This is a genomic window from Thalassobaculum sp. (assembly GCF_040219215.1).
GTDB lineage: Bacteria > Pseudomonadota > Alphaproteobacteria > Thalassobaculales > Thalassobaculaceae > Thalassobaculum_A.
On the sequence record NZ_JAVJSX010000025.1, the window covers coordinates 81,117 to 100,983 of the forward strand.

General features: G+C 64.4%; 19 protein-coding genes and 1 other RNA gene. 7 read left to right on the plus strand and 13 right to left on the minus strand.

The annotated features are described in order from the left end of the window. Nucleotides 1–90 precede the first annotated feature (90 nt). The 3 genes from ilvN to miaA form a co-directional block, all read right to left on the minus strand. Nucleotides 91–651 (minus strand): acetolactate synthase small subunit, encoded by a 561-nt coding sequence (gene ilvN / locus RIC54_RS18230; RefSeq protein ID WP_350151329.1) that lies wholly within the window; start codon nucleotides 649–651, stop codon nucleotides 91–93. Nucleotides 652–769: 118 nt separating this feature from the next. After that, entirely contained in the window at nucleotides 770–2,515 is a 1,746-nt protein-coding gene (locus RIC54_RS18235; protein ID WP_350096239.1) for an acetolactate synthase 3 large subunit, read from the minus strand. A 161-nt stretch (nucleotides 2,516–2,676) separates the two neighbouring features. Then, entirely contained in the window at nucleotides 2,677–3,633 is a 957-nt protein-coding gene (gene miaA, locus RIC54_RS18240; protein WP_350096241.1) for a tRNA (adenosine(37)-N6)-dimethylallyltransferase MiaA, read from the minus strand. A gap of 31 nt (nucleotides 3,634–3,664) precedes the next feature. Between miaA and serB the strand changes: the two genes are divergently transcribed. Beyond that, complete coding sequence (gene serB / locus RIC54_RS18245; RefSeq protein ID WP_350096243.1) at nucleotides 3,665–4,567, plus strand: phosphoserine phosphatase SerB; 903 nt, start codon at nucleotides 3,665–3,667, stop codon at nucleotides 4,565–4,567. 117 nt (nucleotides 4,568–4,684) lie between these two features. Here the strand turns inward: serB and RIC54_RS18250 are convergent, their stop codons facing one another. The 4 genes from RIC54_RS18250 to hflK form a co-directional block, all read right to left on the minus strand. Further along, entirely contained in the window at nucleotides 4,685–6,211 is a 1,527-nt protein-coding gene (locus tag RIC54_RS18250) for a DegQ family serine endoprotease (protein ID WP_350096245.1), read from the minus strand. Nucleotides 6,212–6,380: 169 nt separating this feature from the next. Next, on the minus strand, nucleotides 6,381–6,566 hold the full coding sequence (locus tag RIC54_RS18255; protein ID WP_350096247.1) for a DUF2065 family protein: 186 nt from the start codon (nucleotides 6,564–6,566) through the stop codon (nucleotides 6,381–6,383). A gap of 17 nt (nucleotides 6,567–6,583) precedes the next feature. Continuing rightward, nucleotides 6,584–7,480, minus strand: a complete 897-nt coding sequence (hflC, locus tag RIC54_RS18260; RefSeq protein ID WP_350096249.1) for a protease modulator HflC — start codon at nucleotides 7,478–7,480, stop codon at nucleotides 6,584–6,586. Beyond that, the gene (gene hflK / locus RIC54_RS18265; protein WP_350096251.1) at nucleotides 7,477–8,643 is read right to left on the minus strand and encodes an FtsH protease activity modulator HflK; all 1,167 of its coding nucleotides are present in this window, start codon (nucleotides 8,641–8,643) and stop codon (nucleotides 7,477–7,479) included. The genes hflC and hflK overlap by 4 nt, the downstream gene beginning before the upstream one ends. A 153-nt stretch (nucleotides 8,644–8,796) precedes the next feature. Here hflK and RIC54_RS18270 point away from each other — a divergent pair, with 153 nt between their 5' ends. Continuing rightward, nucleotides 8,797–9,942: an Mrp/NBP35 family ATP-binding protein gene (locus RIC54_RS18270; protein WP_350096253.1), complete on the plus strand. Its 1,146-nt coding sequence runs from the start codon at nucleotides 8,797–8,799 to the stop codon at nucleotides 9,940–9,942. Between the two features lie 4 nt (nucleotides 9,943–9,946). On the opposite strand, the gene RIC54_RS18275 is transcribed toward RIC54_RS18270, so the two are convergent. Beyond that, on the minus strand, nucleotides 9,947–10,471 hold the full coding sequence (locus tag RIC54_RS18275; RefSeq protein ID WP_350096255.1) for a dihydrofolate reductase: 525 nt from the start codon (nucleotides 10,469–10,471) through the stop codon (nucleotides 9,947–9,949). Nucleotides 10,472–10,516: 45 nt separating this feature from the next. Between RIC54_RS18275 and RIC54_RS18280 the strand changes: the two genes are divergently transcribed. Further along, the gene (locus RIC54_RS18280; protein ID WP_350096257.1) at nucleotides 10,517–12,043 is read left to right on the plus strand and encodes a tetratricopeptide repeat protein; all 1,527 of its coding nucleotides are present in this window, start codon (nucleotides 10,517–10,519) and stop codon (nucleotides 12,041–12,043) included. Nucleotides 12,044–12,048: 5 nt separating this feature from the next. On the opposite strand, the gene RIC54_RS18285 is transcribed toward RIC54_RS18280, so the two are convergent. Together RIC54_RS18285 and RIC54_RS18290 are read right to left on the minus strand one after the other, a co-directional pair. Beyond that, the gene (locus RIC54_RS18285; protein ID WP_350096259.1) at nucleotides 12,049–13,623 is read right to left on the minus strand and encodes a tetratricopeptide repeat protein; all 1,575 of its coding nucleotides are present in this window, start codon (nucleotides 13,621–13,623) and stop codon (nucleotides 12,049–12,051) included. Between the two features lie 15 nt (nucleotides 13,624–13,638). Further along, nucleotides 13,639–14,433: a thymidylate synthase gene (locus RIC54_RS18290; RefSeq protein ID WP_350096261.1), complete on the minus strand. Its 795-nt coding sequence runs from the start codon at nucleotides 14,431–14,433 to the stop codon at nucleotides 13,639–13,641. A 56-nt stretch (nucleotides 14,434–14,489) separates the two neighbouring features. On the opposite strand from RIC54_RS18290, the gene ssrA reads away from it, so the two are divergent. The 4 genes from ssrA to RIC54_RS18310 all read left to right on the plus strand — a co-directional run bounded on the left by ssrA (nucleotide 14,490) and on the right by RIC54_RS18310 (nucleotide 17,714). Beyond that, nucleotides 14,490–14,848, plus strand: a transfer-messenger RNA (tmRNA) gene (ssrA, locus tag RIC54_RS18295). 87 nt (nucleotides 14,849–14,935) lie between these two features. Continuing rightward, nucleotides 14,936–15,418, plus strand: coding sequence for an SspB family protein (locus RIC54_RS18300; RefSeq protein WP_350096263.1), 483 nt, complete (start codon nucleotides 14,936–14,938; stop codon nucleotides 15,416–15,418). 50 nt (nucleotides 15,419–15,468) lie between these two features. Next, entirely contained in the window at nucleotides 15,469–17,079 is a 1,611-nt protein-coding gene (locus RIC54_RS18305; RefSeq protein ID WP_350096265.1) for a fumarate hydratase, read from the plus strand. Nucleotides 17,080–17,087: 8 nt separating this feature from the next. Beyond that, entirely contained in the window at nucleotides 17,088–17,714 is a 627-nt protein-coding gene (locus RIC54_RS18310) for an alpha/beta family hydrolase (RefSeq protein ID WP_350096267.1), read from the plus strand. Nucleotides 17,715–17,720: 6 nt separating this feature from the next. Here the strand turns inward: RIC54_RS18310 and RIC54_RS18315 are convergent, their stop codons facing one another. From RIC54_RS18315 to RIC54_RS18325, 3 genes are all read right to left on the minus strand, one after another. After that, entirely contained in the window at nucleotides 17,721–18,017 is a 297-nt protein-coding gene (locus RIC54_RS18315; protein ID WP_350096269.1) for a hypothetical protein, read from the minus strand. Nucleotides 18,018–18,153: 136 nt separating this feature from the next. Further along, a complete protein-coding gene (locus RIC54_RS18320; protein ID WP_350096271.1) occupies nucleotides 18,154–19,323 on the minus strand; it encodes a DUF2336 domain-containing protein in 1,170 nt (389 codons plus the stop codon). A gap of 90 nt (nucleotides 19,324–19,413) precedes the next feature. Then, complete coding sequence (locus RIC54_RS18325; RefSeq protein ID WP_350096273.1) at nucleotides 19,414–19,842, minus strand: universal stress protein; 429 nt, start codon at nucleotides 19,840–19,842, stop codon at nucleotides 19,414–19,416. Nucleotides 19,843–19,867 lie beyond the last annotated feature (25 nt).

The window sequence follows — 19,867 nt, forward strand, 5'->3', positions numbered from 1 at the left end:
ATTCTAGGATCTCTGTAACGGCCGGTTGGCCGCCGGTTTAGCGGGTCAACGCCCGCGGGTCGATAAGTCGGATGTGCAAAGGCGTTTGCGTCAGTCGCCGGTCGCCGGCTGCCGGCGCTTGCGTTTGGTGACGTTGCGGCGCACCAGCGGCATGTCCAGGCCGGTGCCGCGGGCGATCGCCACCACACCGGTACGCGACACTTCGACGTCGCCGAGCGCCACCATCAAATCGATGAACGCGTTGATCTTGCCGGTGTCGCCGGTCAACTCGAAGACGAAGCTCTGAAGGGTCGAGTCGATCGCCCGGGCCCGGAAGGTGTCGGCAATCCGCAACGCCTCGATCCGGTCTTCGCCGGTGTTGTGGATCTTGACCAGCGCCAGCTCACGGCTGACATGCGCGCCCTCCATGGTCAGGTCATGCACGTCGTAGACCGGCACCGGACGGGACAGCTGGGCCTTGATCTGCTCGATCACCATCGGCGTGCCGGACGTGACGATGGTGATCCGCGAGCGCGCGTTCGCCTCGTCGACCTCCGATACGGTCAGGCTCTCGATATTGTAGCCGCGTCCGGAGAACAGCCCGATCACCCGGGCCAGGACGCCAGGCTCGTTGGCCACAAGCACGGCGATGGTATGCCGTTCGACCGGCATGTTGGTTGGATTCACCTTGTCTCTCCCGGAGCGCAGCACCAGAACGGGCGCGCCCTCAACAATACTGACAACGAGGATGGTGGACGGCGGTCGGCCACGCGGGCCGACCCTATCCAGATCACACGAGTACCATGCCCTCTTCGGAGGTTCGCCGTTCCGCCTGGTCTTCCGGACCGAGGATCATCTCGTGATGCGCCGCCCCGGACGGAATCATCGGGAAGCAATTCTCATCCTGCTTTACCGCGACATCGACCATTACCGGCTGCTTGATCTTAATCATCTCGTCGATGACATCGTCCAGTTCCGACGGCTTGGTCGCCCGCAGCCCCACGCCGCCGAACGCCTCGGCTACCTTGACGAAGTCCGGCAGCGCAGCCGAGTAGCTCTCCGAATACCGGCCGCCGTGGATCAGTTCCTGCCACTGGCGAACCATTCCCATCCACTGATTGTTGATGATGAACGCCTTAACCGGCAGGTTGTACTGCCGCAGGGTCGACAGCTCCTGGATGTTCATCAGGATGCTGGCCTCGCCGGCGATGTCGACAACCAGCGCGTCCGGGTGCGCGATCTGCACGCCCATGGCCGCAGGCAACCCGTAGCCCATGGTGCCAAGGCCACCTGAGGTCATCCACCGGTTCGGCTGATCGAACCCGAAGTACTGGGCTGCCCACATCTGGTGCTGACCGACCTCGGTCGTGATGTAGCAATCCATGCCCTGGGTCTTCTCGAACAGGCGCCGGATGGCGTGCTGCGGCAGGATGACATCGTCGTTCGGCCGATAGGCCAGGCACTTGCGGGAACGCCAGCCGTCGATCTGCTTCCACCACTTCGCCCGGGCTCCCTCGTCGGGCTTGCAGCCCTTGGCGGCCCACACCGCCAGCATCTGCTCCAGCACGGTCGCGGCATCACCAATGATCGGGATGTCGACGGCAACGTTCTTGTTGATCGACGAGGCATCGATATCGATGTGGATCTTCTTGGCGTTCGGCGCGAAGCCGGAGATGCGGCCGGTCACCCGGTCATCGAACCGCGCGCCGACGCACACCATCACGTCGCAATCGTGCATCGCCCAGTTGGCTTCGTAGGTGCCGTGCATGCCGAGCATGCCCAGGAAATGCCGATCAGAGGCCGGGATTGCGCCCAGTCCCATCAGCGTCAACGTCGCCGGATAGCCGGTCTTGTGGACGAACTCGGTGAACAGCTTCGACGCCTTCGGTCCCGAATTGATCAACCCGCCACCGCCGTAGAAGATCGGCCGCTTCGCCTTGGCGATCAGATCGACCGCCCGCTCCACCGCACTGGTGTCGCCCTTGACTTGGGGGCGATAGCTCTTGAGTTCGACTTCGTCGGCTTCGACGTAGGGACAGTCGGCGAACAGGATGTCCTTCGGAAGGTCCACCACCACCGGACCCGGGCGGCCGTGCGCGGCGACATAGAACGCCTCGTGCATGACCCGTGCGAGCTGCCCCGGCTCCTTAACCAGATAGTTGTGCTTGGTGCAGGGACGGGTGATGCCGGTGGTATCGGCTTCCTGGAACGCGTCGTTGCCGATCAGATGGGTCGGCACCTGGCCGGTCAGACAGACGATCGGGATCGAGTCCATCAGCGCGTCGGTCAGGCCGGTGACCGCATTGGTGGCGCCCGGACCGGATGTCACCAGCACCACGCCGACCTTCCCGGTCGACCGGGCATAGCCCTCGGCTGCATGAACCGCCGCCTGCTCGTGCCGAACCAGAATGTGGCGTACAGCGTTGGTCTTGAAGAGTTCGTCGTAGATCGGCAATACCGCCCCGCCGGGATAGCCGAATACGACCTCTACACCCTGATCCTGCAACGCCTTGAGAATGATCGCTGCGCCCGACATTGTCGTAGGCGCCGCGGGGCGACGGGGGGATGAACTACGGGGATGAGCCACCGTTCCGCTCCTTCTGCTGCGATCGGGCGTGCCGTCATTGGCGGGCCGGATCAGGTTAAGACAGACGCGGCGCGGGGGTTGGCCCGCGCCGGCCGGCGGAAACTAGTCAGTCAACATTCGAGCGTCAACACAAGTTCGCGAATTTTCGGAAAGATTTTTTCGAATGCACTTTCCGAAAATTTCGCATCGATCCGATAATCAGAACGGAACTGATGGCGAAACCACGTGCGCTGGCGCTTGGCATACTGCCGGGTCGCGGTTACCGATGTGCGAACCGCTTCATCCAATGAAGCGCGGCCGTCAAGGAACGCCGCGATCTGCGGTACACCCAACGCCTTCATGACCGGCAACGCCGGATCGAGCGCACGCGCCAGCAGGTTCTCCACCTCCTCGATCGCACCGGTTTCAACCATGGTCCGGAACCGCTGTTCGACAGCGTCGGCGGAGACCGGGCGTGGCGGGAACAGCAGCACCGTCCGGAATGTAATCTCCCCGGGCGGGCGAGCGGCATCGGCCTGCCAGGACGACAGCGCGCGGCCGGTGCCGGTGGCCACCGCCCACGCCCGCTGCAGCCGCCGAGCATCGCCGGGGAACAGGCGATCGGCCGCCAGCGGGTCGAGCGCGTGAAGCTCCGACCGGAACGCATCGCCCCCGATCGCGGCAAAGCGGGCGGCTGCCGCTTGAACAACCGCATCAGGCACCGGCGGTATGTCTGCAAGTCCGTCCAGAAGCGCCCGCAGATACAGTCCGGTCCCTCCACACACGATCGCCAGTCGGCCGCCCTCCGTTGCGGCCTTAATCTCGGCCAACGCCGCGTCGCGCCACCACGCAGCCGATCCGCGGTCGGCGCCATCGAGCACGCCGAACAATCGATGGGGCACCCGCCCCTCCTCGACCGGGCCCGGTCGGTCGGTCAGGATGCGCAGGTCCCGGTAGACCTGCATGGAGTCAGCGTTGATCACCACGCCGTCCATCGCCTCGGCCATGTGCATCGCCAGCGCCGACTTGCCCGACGCGGTCGGACCGGCGATGACGAGAACCGTCTTTGGGTCGGGTCTGCTGGACATGAGGCCAGCGGCTACGCCATAAGGCGGCACCATGCAATATGTCCTGACCCTGACGACCGGCCCCGCCGCGCGCTGCCTGACCGCGGAACACGCCGCAACCGCCGCGCAAACGTTGATCCGAGGTGGCGCGACCGTCGGCGATGCGGACTGGCTGGCGCCCGATGTCGCGATCGACCTCCCGTTCGACGGCGCCAATGTTGCGGTCGCGGTTGAGCTTGTTCGCGAAGCCCTTGGGGGCTCGCCGATCGACGTCAACGCCCAGCCGAGCGCCGGGCGCCGCAAGCGCCTGCTGATCGCCGACATGGACTCCACGATCATTACGTCGGAATCGCTGGATGAGTTGGCGGCCTACGCCGGCCTCAAGGATGTCATCTCCGAGATCACGGCGCGGGCCATGCGGGGCGAGCTCGATTTCGAGGCGGCGCTGACCGAACGGGTCGCCATGCTGGCTGGCTTGGCGGAATCGACGATTGGCGATGTGCTTGATGGGATCGAAGTGACCGCAGGTGCCGGAGCCCTCGTCGCCACCATGAAAGCCCATGGAGCGTACTGCGCCCTGGTATCGGGCGGCTTCAAGCCGATGACCGCCGCGATCCGAATGCGGCTGGGTTTCGACGAGGACCGCGCCAACCACCTTGAGGTTCTGAACGGCACACTGACCGGCCGTGTGATCCCACCGATCCTGGGCCGCGAGGCGAAGCTTGCCGCGCTTCACGAATTGACAGCCATGGCCGGCATCGTGCCGGCTGGCGCGGTCACGATCGGCGACGGCGCCAATGACCTTGCCATGCTACAGGCCGCCGGCCTGGGTGTGGCGTTCCGGGCCAAGCCCACGGTTCGTGAAGCGGCCGGCTTCCGGATCGATCACGGCGATCTGACCGGACTGCTCTACCTGCAGGGCTATCGTCTGTCAGACATCAGGCAGGGTGCCTGAAGGGCCTCAACGCATTCAAACGATCAGCCTAACCCCGAGCCGCAACGAGGAACGGCGCCGGTCCGAAGACCGGCGCCGCCTCACACTCCGCAAAAGGGCCTACGGGGGGCGGGGGGATCAGCCCTTATCGATGCGGAGCGCAAAGAAGCGCAAATCGCCCTGCCGGTCGATCAGCAGTAGAACCGACTTGCGACCGCTTTCCGCCGCGGCTTTCACGCCGCGGACGACGTCTTCCGGCGCGCTGACTTCATTCTGTGCAACTTCAACGATGACGTCTCCCGGTCGCAGACCCTTCTCGCTTGCGATACCGGCTTCATCGACCTGAGTGACCACGACGCCCTTGATCTGCTCGCCAATCGTATACTGGGCACGCAATTGCGGCGTCAGCGTGGCGAGACCGAGACCAAGCGAATCGACACGTCCTTCGGCGCCTTTCGGCTTGGCAGACTCCTCCGGCTTGCCTTTCTGCAAGCTGGCCTGTTCGGCCTGCTCCAACTCACCGAGTTTGGCCGAGAACTCGACCGGCTTGCCGTTGCGCCAAACCTTGACGCTGACCGTCTTGCCGACCTCGGTCTCCGCAACGATCCGCGGCAGTTCACGCATCTCGGAGACTTCCTGCCCGGCAAAGCTGAGGATCACGTCGCCCGATTGAATGCCGGCCGCCTTGGCCGGGCCGTCGGCCGTTACATCGGCGACCAGCGCGCCGCGCGCCTTGTCCAGGCCCAGCGATTCGGCAATTTCGTCGGTGACCTGCTGGATACGGACACCCAGCCAACCACGGCGGGTTCGACCGAACTCGCGCAGCTGCGTCACCACGTTGGTCGCCAGTTTCGAGGAGATCGCGAATCCAATGCCGATCGACCCGCCGGACTGCGAGAAAATCGCCGTGTTGATTCCGATCACATCGCCCTGGAGATTGAACAACGGCCCACCGGAGTTACCCCGGTTGATCGAGGCGTCGGTCTGAATGAAGTCGTCATACGGTCCCTGGCCGATATCACGGCCCCGCGCCGAGACGATCCCTGCGGTCACCGTGCCGCCGAGGCCAAACGGATTGCCGATGGCAACCACCCAATCGCCGACTCGCATTCCATCGGAGTCGCCGAACTTCACGAACGGCAGAGCACGACCGCCGGTATCGATCTTAAGAACGGCCACATCGGTCTTCGGATCGGTCCCCAGCAGCTTCGCCGGAAACTCGGCATCATCGTGCAGCCGAACAGTAATTTCATCAGCATCGGCGATGACGTGATTGTTCGTCACCACGATACCGTCGGGGGAGACGATGAAGCCCGATCCGAGCGATTGGGCACGACGCGGCTGCTGCGGCCGATTGTTGCCGCCGTTCCGTTCGAAGAAATCCTTGAAGAGATCCTCCAGCGGCGAGCCGGGCGGGAACTGCGGCATGTCCATCGCCGGGCCGCGATCGGTCACCGTCTGGGTGGTCGCTACGTTGACCACCGCCGGGAGCAATCGTTCGGCAAGGTCGGCGAAACTCTCCGGTGGAGCCTTGGCAACCGCCGGCGCAGCGACCGGAACGACCAATGCCGTGGCCAACACCGCCGCCATCCCCAGCCGTACCACAGATCGCAGGATCGATCCGTGGCCCTCCCCCTCAGCCGCATGTCGCACCAGAACGGTCATCTGCGTCATCCTCTCTTCGACTCGCTACAGCCGCGCCTGCGCGCGCCATGTCTCGGATCAAACATCAGGTGGGCATCCGCAAACGTCAGTCAACGTCGATGCGTCGGATACCCCTTTTGATCACAGCCTAGTCATTGCCCTCAGATTGCGGCGGCGATTTGGCAGACCGCTATCCACGAATCAGCCAGACCGCCACGACACCGATTGCCGCCGCCACCAACCCGGCCCCGCGCAGGGTCGAATCCGGCAGTTCCATCGCCGTTTCCAGCGCCCGTCGCATCGCGGCCGGGATCGCCGAGTACAGAACCCCTTCGATCACCAGAACCAGGGCAAGCGCCGTCAACAGATCCTGCATCGGCGGCGCCCTCCCGGTCAGTTCGCCGGAGCCTTCTCCTGTGCCGATATACCGGACATCGAATTGAAGTACCGGAAGAAGTCACTGTTCGGTGACAGCACCATGGTGGTGGTGTCGCTGTCGGTGATCGCCGTCCGATAGGCCTGCATCGAGCGGTAGAACGAGAAGAACTCCGGATCCTTGCCGAAAGCGTCAGCGTAGATCTTGATCGCCTCGCCGTCGCCCTTACCGCGCAAGGTCTCTGCCTGCTTCTGCGACTCGGCGACGATCACGACACGTTGCTTGTCGGCATCGGCCCGGATCTTCTGGGCCTGCTCGAAACCCTGGGCGCGGAACTCCTTGGCTTCCCGTTCCCGCTCCGACTTCATCCGGTTGTAGATGTTCTCGCGGGTGGCGTCAGGGTAGTCCGCCCGCCGGATCCGAACCTCGATGATCTCGATGCCCAGCCGTTCCGCGGATCCGTTAACCTCCGCCTTCATGTCGGCCATGATCCCGACCCGCTTGTCGGACAACACGTTGAACAGGGTCTGGTTGCCGAGCACTCGGCGCAGTGACGAATTGATGATTGCCGACAACCGGGCACGGGCTTCGCGCTCGGTACGGACCGCCCGGAAGAACTGCAGCGGGTCGATGATCCGGTATCGGGCATAGCTGTCCACGTCGAGACGCTTCTGGTCCGACAGGATGACCTGCTGCTTCGGCGGGTCGACGTCCAGGGCGCGGCGTTCGTAGTAGACCGCATCCTCGATGAACGGGATCTTGACGTTCAGGCCCGGGTCCTGGATCTGCCGGCGCGGTTCACCGAATCGCACGACCAGCACCTGCTGGGTCTGGGAGACCACGAACAGCCCGTTGACGGCGACGAAGCCGAGCACGATGACAATGACACCGAGAATGGCGAGCGTACGGTTCATTGGGTGCCCCCCTGCTGCGGACGCCCGTTACCGGCGCCAGGCCTGTTCAATCGCTTCTGGATCTCGGGGAGCGGCAGGTATGGCACCACGCCGCTGCCGCCGGCGTTGTCGTCGATGATCACCTTGTTCACGTTCTTCAGCACTTCTTCCAGAGTCTCCAGATAGATGCGCTGCGTGGTGATGTCCTTCGACTGCGTATAGGCTTGGTACACCGAGTCGAAGCGGTTGCTGTCACCCTGCGCCCGGTTCACGACCTCCTGCCGGTAGGCGTCGGCCTGCTCGACGATCTGGGCGCCTTCGCCACGAGCCCGCGGCACCACGTCGTTGCGGTAGGCCTCGGCCTCGTTCTTCATCCGCTCAAGATCCTGCTTGGCGCGGCTGACTTCGTTGAAGGCGTCGATCACCTGTCCCGGAGGGTCGACCTCCAGCAGTTGGACCTGCCGAATCTCGATGCCGGCGCCATATTCATCCACCAGCCGCTGCAGCTGGATCTGGGCGTCGCTTTCGATCGGGCCACGGCGATCGGTCAGTGCATCCTGAATTCGCGTCCCGCCGATGATGTCGCGCATCACCGCTTCCGCGGCGACCTTCACTGTCTGATCGGGTTCGCGCAGCGTGAAGAGATACTTCGCCGCATCGGAGATCCGCCAGAACACCACGAAATCGATGTCCACCAGATTTTCGTCGCCGGTGATCATCTGGCTTTCTTCCGGCACGTCGCGGCTGGACGACAGGGTTCGGGCGGCACCGTCGCCGGTCGAGCGGAACCCGATCTCGATACGATTTTCCAGCGTCACGTTCGGCAGGTAGACGTCGCCGAGCGGCGACGGCCAGTTCCAATGCAAGCCCGGTTCCGTCGGAATGCCGCTGAACTTGCCGAACACCAACGGAACACCCTGCTGGTTCGGCTGGACACGGTACAAGCCGCTGAACAGCCAAACACCAAGCAGTACAGCAATTCCGAGAATGACGAGCTTCGGGCCGCCGAATCCGCCTGGGAACATGCCCCGGAAACGCTGCTGGCTGCGCCGCAGCATCTCCTCGATATCCTTCGGATTCGGTCCACCGCCGGGACGTCCCCAAGGCGAGTTGCCTCGGCCGCCACCGGACCCTCCGCCTCCCCAGGGTCCCTGACCGCCACCGCCTTGATCGCTCCACGGCATTGCGAATTCCTTTCTTCCTCACCCAACCCACCGGGCGGCTTAGCATGCGCGCCGTGCGTTGCAAAGCCGAGCCCGAGGCTCTATGTCCCCGCTGTTCGGGGTTCATGCCCCGTCGTGGACGGGGATATCGTCGGAATCGTGGGGATTTCAAGAATGGCAAGCGTTTCAGAGGAAGCTGTCCGTCAGGCACTGGCCGAAGTTGCCGACCCTGGTGGTGCCGGTCGGCTTCCCGCATTGGCTGCCGTCTCCGGCGTGGTCATCAAGGATGGAAATATCGGCTTTGCGCTGGAAGTCGATCCGGCGCGCGGCCCGCAACTCGAAGGGTTGCGTAAGGCCGCCGAGGCCGCCGTTCTGGCCCTCGACGGGGTGACGTCCGCGACCGCCGTCTTGACCGCGCACCGCCAGGGTGCCGGGCAGACCCGTGCGCCCGCGCCGGCCCCTCAAGGCCATCGCCATGCCCACGGCGGCCAGGGAGCCGGACCGTCCAAGGTCAATGTCGAAGGCATCCGTTCGATCGTCGCGGTCGCGTCCGGCAAGGGCGGGGTCGGCAAGTCGACGGTGGCGACCAACCTTGCGCTGGCGTTGTCGGCACAGGGACTCCGGGTCGGACTGCTCGACGCCGACGTCTACGGCCCTTCCCTGCCCCGCATGATGGCCATCACCGGCAAGCCCCAGTCCAAGGATGGCAAGACACTGATTCCGCTGGTGAACCACGGGATCAAATGCATGTCGATCGGCTTCATGGTCGCTGAGGATACCCCGACGATCTGGCGCGGACCGATGGTGATGAGCGCGCTGGAACAGATGCTTCGCGACGTTGAATGGGGCGAACTCGACATCCTGGTGGTCGACATGCCTCCCGGCACCGGCGACGCCCAGCTGACCATGGCGCAGCGAGTGCCGCTCACCGGGTCGGTAATCGTGTCGACGCCGCAGGACATTGCCCTTCTGGACGCCCGCAAAGGCCTCAACATGTTCCGACGGGTCGACGTACCTGTGCTCGGGATCGTCGAGAACATGAGCTATTTCCTGTGCCCGCATTGCGGTGAGCGCAGCGAGATCTTCGGGCACGGCGGCGCCCGCCAGGAAGCTGAGCGCCTGGGCGTGCCGTTCCTAGGCGAGATCCCGTTGCACCTGTCGATCCGGGTCGCCGGCGATTCCGGAACGCCGATCGTCGCTGCCGAGCCGGAAAGCCCGCACAGCCTAGCGTTTGCCGCAGTCGCGGACGCGGTCTGGCGGGACGTGGCCAAGCGACTCGGCGACACCCGGCGGCAGCCGCCCAAGATCTCGTTCGAGTGACCGCTCAACCGCTCGCGCGGATACGATCGTAGTCGACAAAATCGAACGCCGGCCGTCCATCATCCACCGGATGGTGTTCGCGCGCGGTCTCCGACCACTGAGCTGCATCGAAAGCCGGGAACCAAGCATCGCCAGCCGGCTCGCAAGCAACCCAGGTCAACCGCAGCCGGTCGGCCAGTGGTAACGCCTGCGCGTAGATCTCGCCGCCGCCGCCGATCACGATCTCGTCAGGTTCATCATTTCTGGCCATTTCAATCGCCGCCGCCAGCGAAGGCGCGGATTCGGTACCGTCGGCCGCCCATCCCCGATCGCGGGTCACCACGATGATCCGACGCCCCGGCAACGGCCGGCCGATCGAGTCGAAGGTCTTCCGGCCCATGATCATCGGCTTGCCGAGTGTAATGGCCTTGAAGCGCCGCATATCGGCAGGAAGGTGCCACGGCATTGCTCCGGCGCTGCCGATTACGCGATTGCGGGCCAGGGCGGCGACCAGAACGATCGGCGGGAGGGGCGTCGTGTTCGTGCTCATGCCGACACACTGGCACCGGCTCGGCGGGTGCGGCAAGGTCTGGGGATGAGCGCTGAACACCGACCGGAGATCGACCGGGCTCGCCGTCTGGCGGCCGAGGGGCAGGCCGAAGCCGCGATCGAACAACTCGACGCCTTGTCGCGCTCGTCGCCCGACGATATCTCGGTGCTCTACGCCCTTGGCGCAGTCGCCCGATCCGCCGGCCTGCTCGACGAAGCCGAACGCGCCTACCGCGCCGTGCTCGACCGCCAACCAAACGAGGTAGAGGCCGCCGTTGGCATTGCCAACGTGCTGGTCGCCAAGGGTAACCCAGGCTCGGCCACTCGAATCCTGGCCCGCATACACAACCTGTCGCCGCAGCTTCTACCGGCATCGATGGCGCTCGGTGCCGCCCTGTTGGCCGATGACAACCCAATCGATGCTTTGGCGCTGTTCGACCACATCATCGTCGAGCATCCCGACCTCCCGCAGGCCCACGCCAACCGCGCGGAAGTGCTCGCCCGGCTTGGCCGCTATCGAGAATCGCTGGCCGCCGCCGAGCACGCGCACCAACTGGCGCCCGCGGACGCCCGGATCGGGTTGAACAGGGCGTTCGCGTTGCTCACGGAACGCCGGATCAATGAGGGTCTGGCCGCCTACGAGGCCCGATTGGTTCCGGACCACCCCACCGCCGCGATCCGCGAGGGGCTGGGACTGCCGCGATGGGACGGCGGCCTGCTCCCCTCCGGCCGGCTCCTGGTGGTGGCCGAGCAGGGTCTTGGCGACGAAATCCGCTTTGCCGCCTCTGCATGGGCGCTCGCGCGCGATGGAGTTCCGATCGTACTGGAAGCCGAAGCTCGATTGGTTCCGTTGCTCAAGCGCGGCCTTCCGACCGCAACCGTGGTCCCGTACGACCGCCGCCGCAGCGGTGTCAGGCCGATTTTCCGGTACCGGTGGCTGGATGGCCTAGACGAACAGCCCGTCGCCTGGATCGAAGCAGGCAGCCTGCCTCTGCGCCTCGGGCTCCCCAAGAAAACATCGATCGCCCCCTCCGGGTATCTCAAGCCCGACGAGGAGCGGACAACCGGGTTTCGGCACTGGCTCCGGTCGTCCGGCGATGCAAGGCCAACCGTTGGCATCGTCTGGGGCAGCGGCGATCAAGGTGCGACGCGCCGCCGCTTCTATCCGCCGCTGGAAGCCTGGGGCCCCGTTCTGGGCATCCCGGAGATCCGGTTTGTCGACCTTCAGTATGTGGATTCGGGTGACGATCGGGCGGTATTCAAAGAAATATTTGGGATCGACATCCAGCCCGTCGACGCGCTCGACAAGCGCAACGACCTCGACGGCACCGCGGCTTTGGATGCCGCATTGGATATGGTTGTCGGTGTTTCAAGTTCGGTCGCAGCACTCGCAGGCGCGGTCGGAACGCCGACGCTTGAGATTCTGGGCCAACGAAACTGGGTTCCAAAGGTGGCCGGGCGCGACGGGTGGCTTGGCTCGATTCGCCAGATCGAACCGGACGCCCCGGACGACTGGTCCGACGTAATGGCACAGGCGGGCGCCGTGCTGAGGGAACTGATCGGCAAGGCCTGACCGGATCATCCGCCGTCGACCGCCTTGCGCATCCGGCCGAGCGCTCTTGTCCAGTCGCCTTTCAAGTCCTGCCAGTAAAGACGCGCGCTGGGATACCAGGAAATCCGGTCGCGTCCCGCCCCCCATCGAGCATCGGCCCCGGCATCCAGAAGGACACGAGTGTCGATACCGGCGCCTGCTGACAGATGCCCGACCAGCGAGTCGATCGTCACGACCACGTCGCAGGCCGCCACCCTTGCCGCGATCTCGTCGACATCGTTCGGATCCGGATCCGGCTCAATCCGGATCCGGTCGGTCGCGATGGCGCGTTCCTCGTCATTCATGCCGCGTTGAAGCGCCACCACCACCCGGCCGGGCGCCGACAACGCATCCAGGAGCGGAGAGAACGGCACTGACCGTCGATCAGCGTCTGAGTCGGGGTGCCGCCAATTGACCCCGATAACCCGGGTTGCGTCACTCTCGGCCCACCGCGCCCGCCAGCGCTCCCGCTTGGAGGCGTCAACCTTGAGGTACCCTCTTGGAATGGACGCGTAGTCGCCCCGATAGGACTTGAGACGATGCGGCAATCCACCGACCGGGCTTTGCCAGTTCAGAAAGCGCCCAACGAGTTCGGGGTCCGGTGGGGTGGCCCGCGCGACGATCTGGGCTTCAGGAAACGAGCGACCGAACAGTTCGACCAGCCGTGGGTCGCACTCCAGCAACAGCGGGGTCGGCCCCTGGGCGGTCACCAATGGGACCATAGCCGCGAAATAGACCTCATCGGCGGGTGTTCCCTCACCCCAGACCAGAACCGACGAGTCCGCGAGTGCGCTGCCGTCCCACATCGGGCCCTCGAAGCTTCGAGGCTTCACCCCGACCCGGTGATCCAGCGCGTAGGCATCGAAGCGCGCCTCGTATGCCGCCCAAGCTTCCTCGTGCCGACCGACGGCCAGCAGTGCGTGAGCCAACACCGTTCTCGCCACCGGATTGCCGTTCGATGCCTCGACGGCCCGTTCGCTAACCTCGACCGCCTCTTCCGGGCGGCCCAGGCGCAGGCAGACTTCGGCCAACCCAGCCAGACCACGAACGGACGACGGCATCCGCTCAACCGTTTCCCGGTAAGCATCCTCCGCTTCCTCGGGTCGCTCCAAGGCCATAAGAATCTGCCCCATGGCAAACCACAACGCCGGTGAATCGGTGCGACGGTTCAGAGCCCGACGCACATCGGTGTAGGCCTCGTCGGCCCGCCGGCCGGCCAGCATCGCCTCGGCTCGCTCGGCCTGGGCTTCGGGCCACAGCGGGGAACTCTCCGGGATCCGGTCCAGGCACGCGAGCGCCTCGCGAACGGCGCGCGCCCGCCAGGCCACCCGTCCCATCAGCAGAAGCGCCTCCGGCGCATCGGGCGCGATGCGCCACGCGGCCTCGGCGCGCTTCAGTGCATCGGCCAGCCGGCCCAGTTCCAGCAGAACGTCGGCGGCACGGGCACGGGCGGTGATGGGCGCGCCATCGACCGCGGCATCGTATGCCTCGACAGCGGCGACCCGGTCGCCTTCACGGGCCAACCGATCACCCTCTGCCAGCGGATCTTGCCGTTGAACCATCAATCGACCGCCGTGTCAGACTGCAACCGGTGCGGCAATATGCGGATGCGCCTCGTAACCATCAATCCGCACATCCTCGAACGTGAACCCGAACAGATCTTTGACATCAGGATTCAACCAAAGCCGGGGCAAGGGCAATGGCTCGCGCTGAAGTTGCTGCCGTGCCTGCTCAAGATGGTTCAGATAAAGGTGTGCGTCCCCGAGCGTATGAACGAAATCCCCCACCCCGAGCCCGGACACATGGGCGATCATATGGGTGAGCAGCGCGTAGGAGGCGATGTTGAAAGGTACGCCGAGGAAAATGTCGGCGCTGCGCTGGTAGAGCTGGCACGACAGCTTGCCGTCCGCGACGTAGAACTGGAACAGGCAATGGCAGGGAGCCAGCGCCATGTCGTCCAGTTCGCCGACATTCCACGCTGAAACGATCAGGCGGCGGGAGTTGGGGTTGTTGCGAAGTTGCTCCAGCAGGACCGATATCTGGTCAATGGTGGAACCGTCGGGAGCCCCCCAGCTTCGCCACTGCTTGCCATAGACCGGGCCGAGATCGCCGTCGGGCCGAGCCCATTCGTTCCAGATGCGGACACCCCGCTCCTGCAGGTACCGCACGTTGGTGTCACCGGCCAGAAACCAAAGCAGTTCATGCACGATCGACTTCAGATGGAGCTTCTTGGTGGTGACCATCGGGAAGCCCTCGGACAGGTCAAAGCGCATCTGGTGTCCGAAAACGCTACGCGTGCCGGTTCCCGTCCGGTCACCCTTCAACGCACCGTCCGACAACACATGAGCCATGAGATCAAGATACTGACGCATGCCGTTCCTCCGTGGCGAGCGGACCATGATAACCGAGTCGCCCCAACAAGCGGTCCCCCCTTTCGTTCCATCAGCGAACCGCCTATATGTATGGGCGTCGGCGACGGTCGACTACGGCGATAAACGGGCGACAGAATAAGCGTTGCGGACCCGGGGGCAGTACCCGGCGCCTCCACCAAATCTCCCTGGCGATGCCAGGGTTCGCGGGGGCGAAATAGGATCGACGCGCGTGGTAAAAGCCGTCTTTTCGCTCGGCATGGCACCACCGTTATCGGGCCATATGATAGTTGCGAATGACAACTATGCTGGGGAGCTCCGCGCCGCTGCTTAAGCGGTAAGGAACCCTGTTCAATCCGTTGCGGTTAGCGTCGTAACGTGGGGCTCGCGGGCCGCCTAGCAACAGAAGGCCCGCACTTCCTCTCCAGACCGTTTCCAAAGTTTTGCCTTGAGGCCCGTCGGTCGGTGGTGTTCATTGGCGGGACGCCCTGACCAATGAGAGCCGATGGCAGAAGATCTCTTTCGGTACGACCTGATGGTCGAGAATGCCCTGCGCGGCGTGGTGCGCGATGCGTTGCGGCGCGCGCTCAATCACGGCCTCCCCGGGAACCACCATTTCTATCTGACCTTCAAGACCCGCGCTCCCGGCGTGGAGATCCCCTCCTATCTTATCGAGCGCTACCCCGACGAAATGACCATTGTCCTTCAGTTCCAATACTGGAACCTGGAGGTCGAGGACCAGCGGTTCTCGGTCATGTTGAGCTTCAACGACATCCGCGAGCGTCTGGTCGTGCCGTATGAAGCGCTGACCGGGTTTGCCGATCCGTCCGTCCAGTTCGGCCTGCAGTTTCAGGACGGCAGCGCCAGCGGCTCGGGCGACAGCGACAGCGACCCGGATCCGACTCCTCCGGATGGCGGCGGCGATGCGCCCGCCGACGGCGGCAGCGGCGAAGTCGTCTCGCTCGACCATTTCCGCAAGAAGAAGTGACGCCGGGCGGCTCCGACGTGCCGCTGGCCAGTACCAAGAGAGGACACGCGATGCCGGCGTTCGATTTCACCGAGATGTTCCCGCTCGGCCCGGACACGACCGAGTACCGCAAGCTCACCAGCGACCACGTGTCGGTCTCGACCCTTGGCGGCCGCGACATCGTGTCGATTGAGCCCGAAGCGTTGACTTTGCTGGCCGAACAGGCGTTCCGCGATATCTCGCACCTGCTTCGCCCGGGACACCTGCAGCAGCTGCGAAACATCCTCGACGATCCCGACGCGTCGGCCAACGACCGCTTCGTCGCCTATGACCTGCTGAAGAACGCGTCGATCGCGGCTGGCGGCGTGCTGCCGATGTGCCAGGACACAGGAACCGCCATCGTCATGGGCAAGAAGGGCCAGAACATGTTCACCGGTTTCGACGATGAGGAGGCGTTGTCGCGCGGCATCTTCAACACCTACGTCAACACAAACCTGCGCTACAGCCAGTTGGCGCCGCTCGATATGTTCGCCGAGAAGAACACCGCCTCCAACCTGCCGGCACAGGTCGAGCTCTATGCCGACAAGGGCGACGCCTACAAGTTCCTGTTCATCCAGAAGGGCGGCGGGTCAGCCAACAAGACGTTCCTGTACCAGCAGACGAAAGCGGTTCTGAACCCGGACTCGCTCGCGAAGTTCCTGGATGAGAAGATCCGTACCCTCGGCACGGCAGCGTGCCCGCCCTACCACCTGTCGATCGTGATCGGCGGCACCTCGGCCGAATTCAACCTGAAGACCGTCAAGCTGGCGTCCACCCGGTATCTCGATGGCCTGCCGACCGCCGGATCAGAAACCGGGCACGCCTACCGTGATCTGGAGTGGGAGCAGAAGATCCTACAGATGACCCGGGAGATGGGCATCGGCGCCCAGTTCGGCGGCAAGTATTTCTGTCATGACGTTCGGGTCATCCGCCTGCCGCGCCACGGCGCCAGTTGCCCCATCGGCATTGGCGTGTCGTGCTCGGCCGACCGTCAGGCGACGGCGAAGATTACCCGCGACGGCGTCTATCTGGAGCGGCTGGAGAGCGATCCGGCCCGGTTCCTGCCGGACATCGACGAGAACGCGCTGACCGCCGACGCGGTGGAAATCGACCTCACCCAGCCGATGGAAGAGATTCGGCGGACCTTGTCGCAGTTTCCGATCAAGACCCGGGTGTCGCTGACCGGCCCGATGATCGTCGCGCGCGACATCGCCCACGCCAAGCTTCAGGAGCTTATCGACGCCGGAAAGCCGCTTCCGGACTACGTCAAGAACCACCCGATCTATTACGCCGGCCCCGCCAAGACCCCGGCGGGCTACGCGTCGGGCTCATTCGGTCCGACCACGGCCGGACGCATGGACAGCTATGTCGGTCCCTTCATGGCCGCCGGTGGCAGTTTCGTGACCCTGGCCAAGGGCAATCGGTCGCCGATGGTTCGCGAAGCCTGCAAGCAGCATGGCGGCTTCTATCTCGGCTCGGTCGGCGGTGCGGCGGCAAAACTGGCGCTGAACTGCATCAAGAAGGTCGAGGTCCAGGAATTCCCGGAACTCGGCATGGAAGCGGTCTGGCGGATCGAGGTCGAGAAGTTCCCGGCGTTCATCGTGGTCGACGACAAGGGCAATGATTTCTTCGCCGGCATCTGACTAGAGGCATGGTCCCTGGGCTGCTGATCGACGGGCCGGCGGATGCACCGATGACGCTGGTGCTGGCCCACGGCGCCGGTGCCCCCATGGATAGTCCCTTCATGGCCGACGTCGCCCGACGGATCGTCATGTTCGGGCACCGGGTCGTGCGTTTCGAGTTCCCCTACATGGCCAACCGCCGGACCGACGGGCGGCGTCGACCGCCCGACCGCCAGCCAGTCCTGCTGGGCGCATGGCGGGAAGTTGTCGCCGGCTTGGGTGCTCCAGAGCGCTTGGTGATCGGCGGCAAGTCGATGGGCGGCCGCATGGCATCACTGCTGGCGGCGGAAGGCGGTGTCCACGGCCTGGTCTGCCTCGGCTATCCGTTTCATCCGCCCGGCAAACCCGAGCGGCCCCGGGTCGAGCATCTGCGTGGATTGACGGTCCCGACCTTGATCGTCCAGGGAACGCGGGACCCGTTCGGGAACCCGTCGGATGTTGCCGGCTATGCGCTGTCGTCCACCGTCGAGATCACCTGGATCGACGATGGCGATCACGACCTCAAGCCCCGCAAGGCATCGGGCCAGACGCATGACGACGCGCTCAATACGGCCACGCATGCCATCGGTCGTTTCATGAAATCACGATGTCGCTGAAGACGCTTAGCGTCGAAGGATCTTGCGCGCCTCGTCCACGCTCAGCCCGGCCGCTTCGATCTCGGCCGACGAAGCCAGGGGAAATCCGATCTTGCTGGTCGTGATCACGGGTCGCGACCTCAGCCAGCCGTCGTCGCCAAGGACCGGACCGTCCTCATTGGTCAACATCCAGCCCAGAGCACCGCCGAGCGCAACCGGACCGGCGAGCAGCATGATGACGGCCACCAGAATAAGCAACCGCCGCATCGCGATCGAAAACGCAGATGCTTCCCAGGCAGAGCCATCGATCGATTGAATGCTCACATCGAGACTCCCCAGCTCGACGGTTGCAAAACGTGACATGTTAATCTTAACGCATCGATTCGCGCTTTTGAAGTCCCTTTGGACAACCACGAATAGACTGGAAAAACGACCGCGTCAGGCAGTGCCGACACACTGGTTAGAGCGACGCCGCATCCGGGCGAGCCGCGACGTACCCTTCCAGTTTCTTTATCAAGTACATCACGTCTTCATCGCTGACGCCCATCTCGTCCGTGTCAAACCGGGTTAACACCCGTTCAATCACGGTTTCGGCGAAACGTTGACGATCGGTCGGACCATCGCCCAGTTCGGTCTCATCGACTGTTTCAACCGCAGCGCGCAGCACGACGCGATCGCGAGGCCCGATTCCGGCCTTGTCGGCCAACGCTTCGAGCCCGCGCCGGCCACTGTCGTGGACCAGCCGTCCGGCATTGTCGACCGGAACCTTTGCCAGAACGGCCAGGGCCGTCTCCACGAACGTCACATCGCCAATGCAGGCGGCGCGAACCACGATCGACGACGTCAACCGGCCGCCGTTGGCCAGCGAACGAACCAGATCCTCGACCCGTTCTGGGGGTGAGCTGTCGTTGACCAAGCCAAGAGTGGCACGCTCGCGGCCATCAAGGATGAGATCAGTGGCCAGATCGAGCGGCAACGAATGCCGCCGGACCAACTCGCCCTGAAGGCGATCGGACACCATCGCCACCAGCCGCTCGGCGACGGCGACCGGCAAGGCGTCACGGGCGACCAAGGGTGCGTGAACCCGCTCGCTGTCGGGGAACCGGTCGAGCGCCAGATCCAATGTCGGCTCCGCGAGCACCGCTCCGGGATTGGACACCACGGCCACGACCACGTTCTCCGTGCCGTGGGCAACCAGCGCATCAGCAACTGCTTCCGACAAGGTCGGTCGCGTCGCGACCGCAAGCTGCTTGTCTTCATCATCGGCCGAGATCAGTTCGACCAGGTCGCTGTCGGTCAGGACGCTGGACTCCTCCAGCACCGGCCGGGCCACGCTTGCGATATCCCGGGCCAAGGCTATTGCCACGTCGTGCGGCAGGTCCGAGGTCCGGCGCACGGCGGCCGCCAGACTCTCGCGGACCTGGCGTTCAACATCGATCGCGAGCCGTCGCACGATATCGGTCGCGAGTTGCATCTCGCCGGCACCCAAGGTCCCGGCTTCGAGGGCCTTGCCAACCGTTGCCGCCACCTCTGCCCGGGCATCAGGAGTGGCACCCTTTGCCAGACGGGCAGCCAGTTCAGCTGTCGGAAGTCCGCCGGACTTCGGATCCGAGGGCTTTGGTCCGCTCATGACTCACACCTCCTGTGGCCCGGGCACACGCCGGGTGCGGACAACGCTAACGACCGGTGATTAAGGAAACGTTGCCAACCGCCACCGTCATCAATCGCGAACCACCATAACCGAACATTGGGCATGCCGCATTACCCGGGCGGCGTTCGGTCCGAGCAGATAGTCTTCAAGCTCGGGGCGATGCGATGACATCACGACCAAATCGCACTTCGTCTCCTTCGCATACCGCAGGATTTCCCGGTAGATCGTTCCGTGTCCAACGATGTGCTGGAGCTTGATGTCATTGGGGATATGCGTGGCGGCGAAGGCATGCAGCGCCTTGTTTGCCTCGTCGATCGCCTTGCGCTCATGTTCCTTGGTAAAGAACCCACCGACCATGCTCATGCCGTAGTCGGGCACCACTGTAATGATATGGACCCGCGCACCGTATGCCTGTGCCAGCGACACCGTGGTGCGAACGGCCTTCATCTGCGTGCCGGCATCGACCAGATCGACCGCGAGCATGATGTCTGCGTACATGACCGTTCCCCCGTCCCAGTTCACC

What these genes read in the sequence shown, in the direction of transcription:
- RIC54_RS18305 (WP_350096265.1), top strand. Translation starts at nt 15,469, where the DNA reads ATGCCGGCGTTCGATTTCACCGAGATGTTCCCGCTCGGCCCGGACACG.
- RIC54_RS18310 (WP_350096267.1), top strand. Translation starts at nt 17,088, where the DNA reads ATGGTCCCTGGGCTGCTGATCGACGGGCCGGCGGATGCACCGATGACG.
- serB (WP_350096243.1), top strand. Translation starts at nt 3,665, where the DNA reads ATGCAATATGTCCTGACCCTGACGACCGGCCCCGCCGCGCGCTGCCTG.
- RIC54_RS18250 (WP_350096245.1), bottom strand. Translation starts at nt 6,211, where the DNA reads ATGACCGTTCTGGTGCGACATGCGGCTGAGGGGGAGGGCCACGGATCG.
- RIC54_RS18325 (WP_350096273.1), bottom strand. Translation starts at nt 19,842, where the DNA reads ATGTACGCAGACATCATGCTCGCGGTCGATCTGGTCGATGCCGGCACG.
- miaA (WP_350096241.1), bottom strand. Translation starts at nt 3,633, where the DNA reads ATGTCCAGCAGACCCGACCCAAAGACGGTTCTCGTCATCGCCGGTCCG.
- RIC54_RS18270 (WP_350096253.1), top strand. Translation starts at nt 8,797, where the DNA reads ATGGCAAGCGTTTCAGAGGAAGCTGTCCGTCAGGCACTGGCCGAAGTT.
- ilvN (WP_350151329.1), bottom strand. Translation starts at nt 651, where the DNA reads ATGCCGGTCGAACGGCATACCATCGCCGTGCTTGTGGCCAACGAGCCT.
- RIC54_RS18285 (WP_350096259.1), bottom strand. Translation starts at nt 13,623, where the DNA reads ATGGTTCAACGGCAAGATCCGCTGGCAGAGGGTGATCGGTTGGCCCGT.
- RIC54_RS18290 (WP_350096261.1), bottom strand. Translation starts at nt 14,433, where the DNA reads ATGCGTCAGTATCTTGATCTCATGGCTCATGTGTTGTCGGACGGTGCG.
- RIC54_RS18280 (WP_350096257.1), top strand. Translation starts at nt 10,517, where the DNA reads ATGAGCGCTGAACACCGACCGGAGATCGACCGGGCTCGCCGTCTGGCG.
- RIC54_RS18320 (WP_350096271.1), bottom strand. Translation starts at nt 19,323, where the DNA reads ATGAGCGGACCAAAGCCCTCGGATCCGAAGTCCGGCGGACTTCCGACA.
- RIC54_RS18300 (WP_350096263.1), top strand. Translation starts at nt 14,936, where the DNA reads ATGGCAGAAGATCTCTTTCGGTACGACCTGATGGTCGAGAATGCCCTG.
- RIC54_RS18255 (WP_350096247.1), bottom strand. Translation starts at nt 6,566, where the DNA reads ATGCAGGATCTGTTGACGGCGCTTGCCCTGGTTCTGGTGATCGAAGGG.
- hflC (WP_350096249.1), bottom strand. Translation starts at nt 7,480, where the DNA reads ATGAACCGTACGCTCGCCATTCTCGGTGTCATTGTCATCGTGCTCGGC.
- RIC54_RS18235 (WP_350096239.1), bottom strand. Translation starts at nt 2,515, where the DNA reads ATGTCGGGCGCAGCGATCATTCTCAAGGCGTTGCAGGATCAGGGTGTA.
- hflK (WP_350096251.1), bottom strand. Translation starts at nt 8,643, where the DNA reads ATGCCGTGGAGCGATCAAGGCGGTGGCGGTCAGGGACCCTGGGGAGGC.
- RIC54_RS18275 (WP_350096255.1), bottom strand. Translation starts at nt 10,471, where the DNA reads ATGAGCACGAACACGACGCCCCTCCCGCCGATCGTTCTGGTCGCCGCC.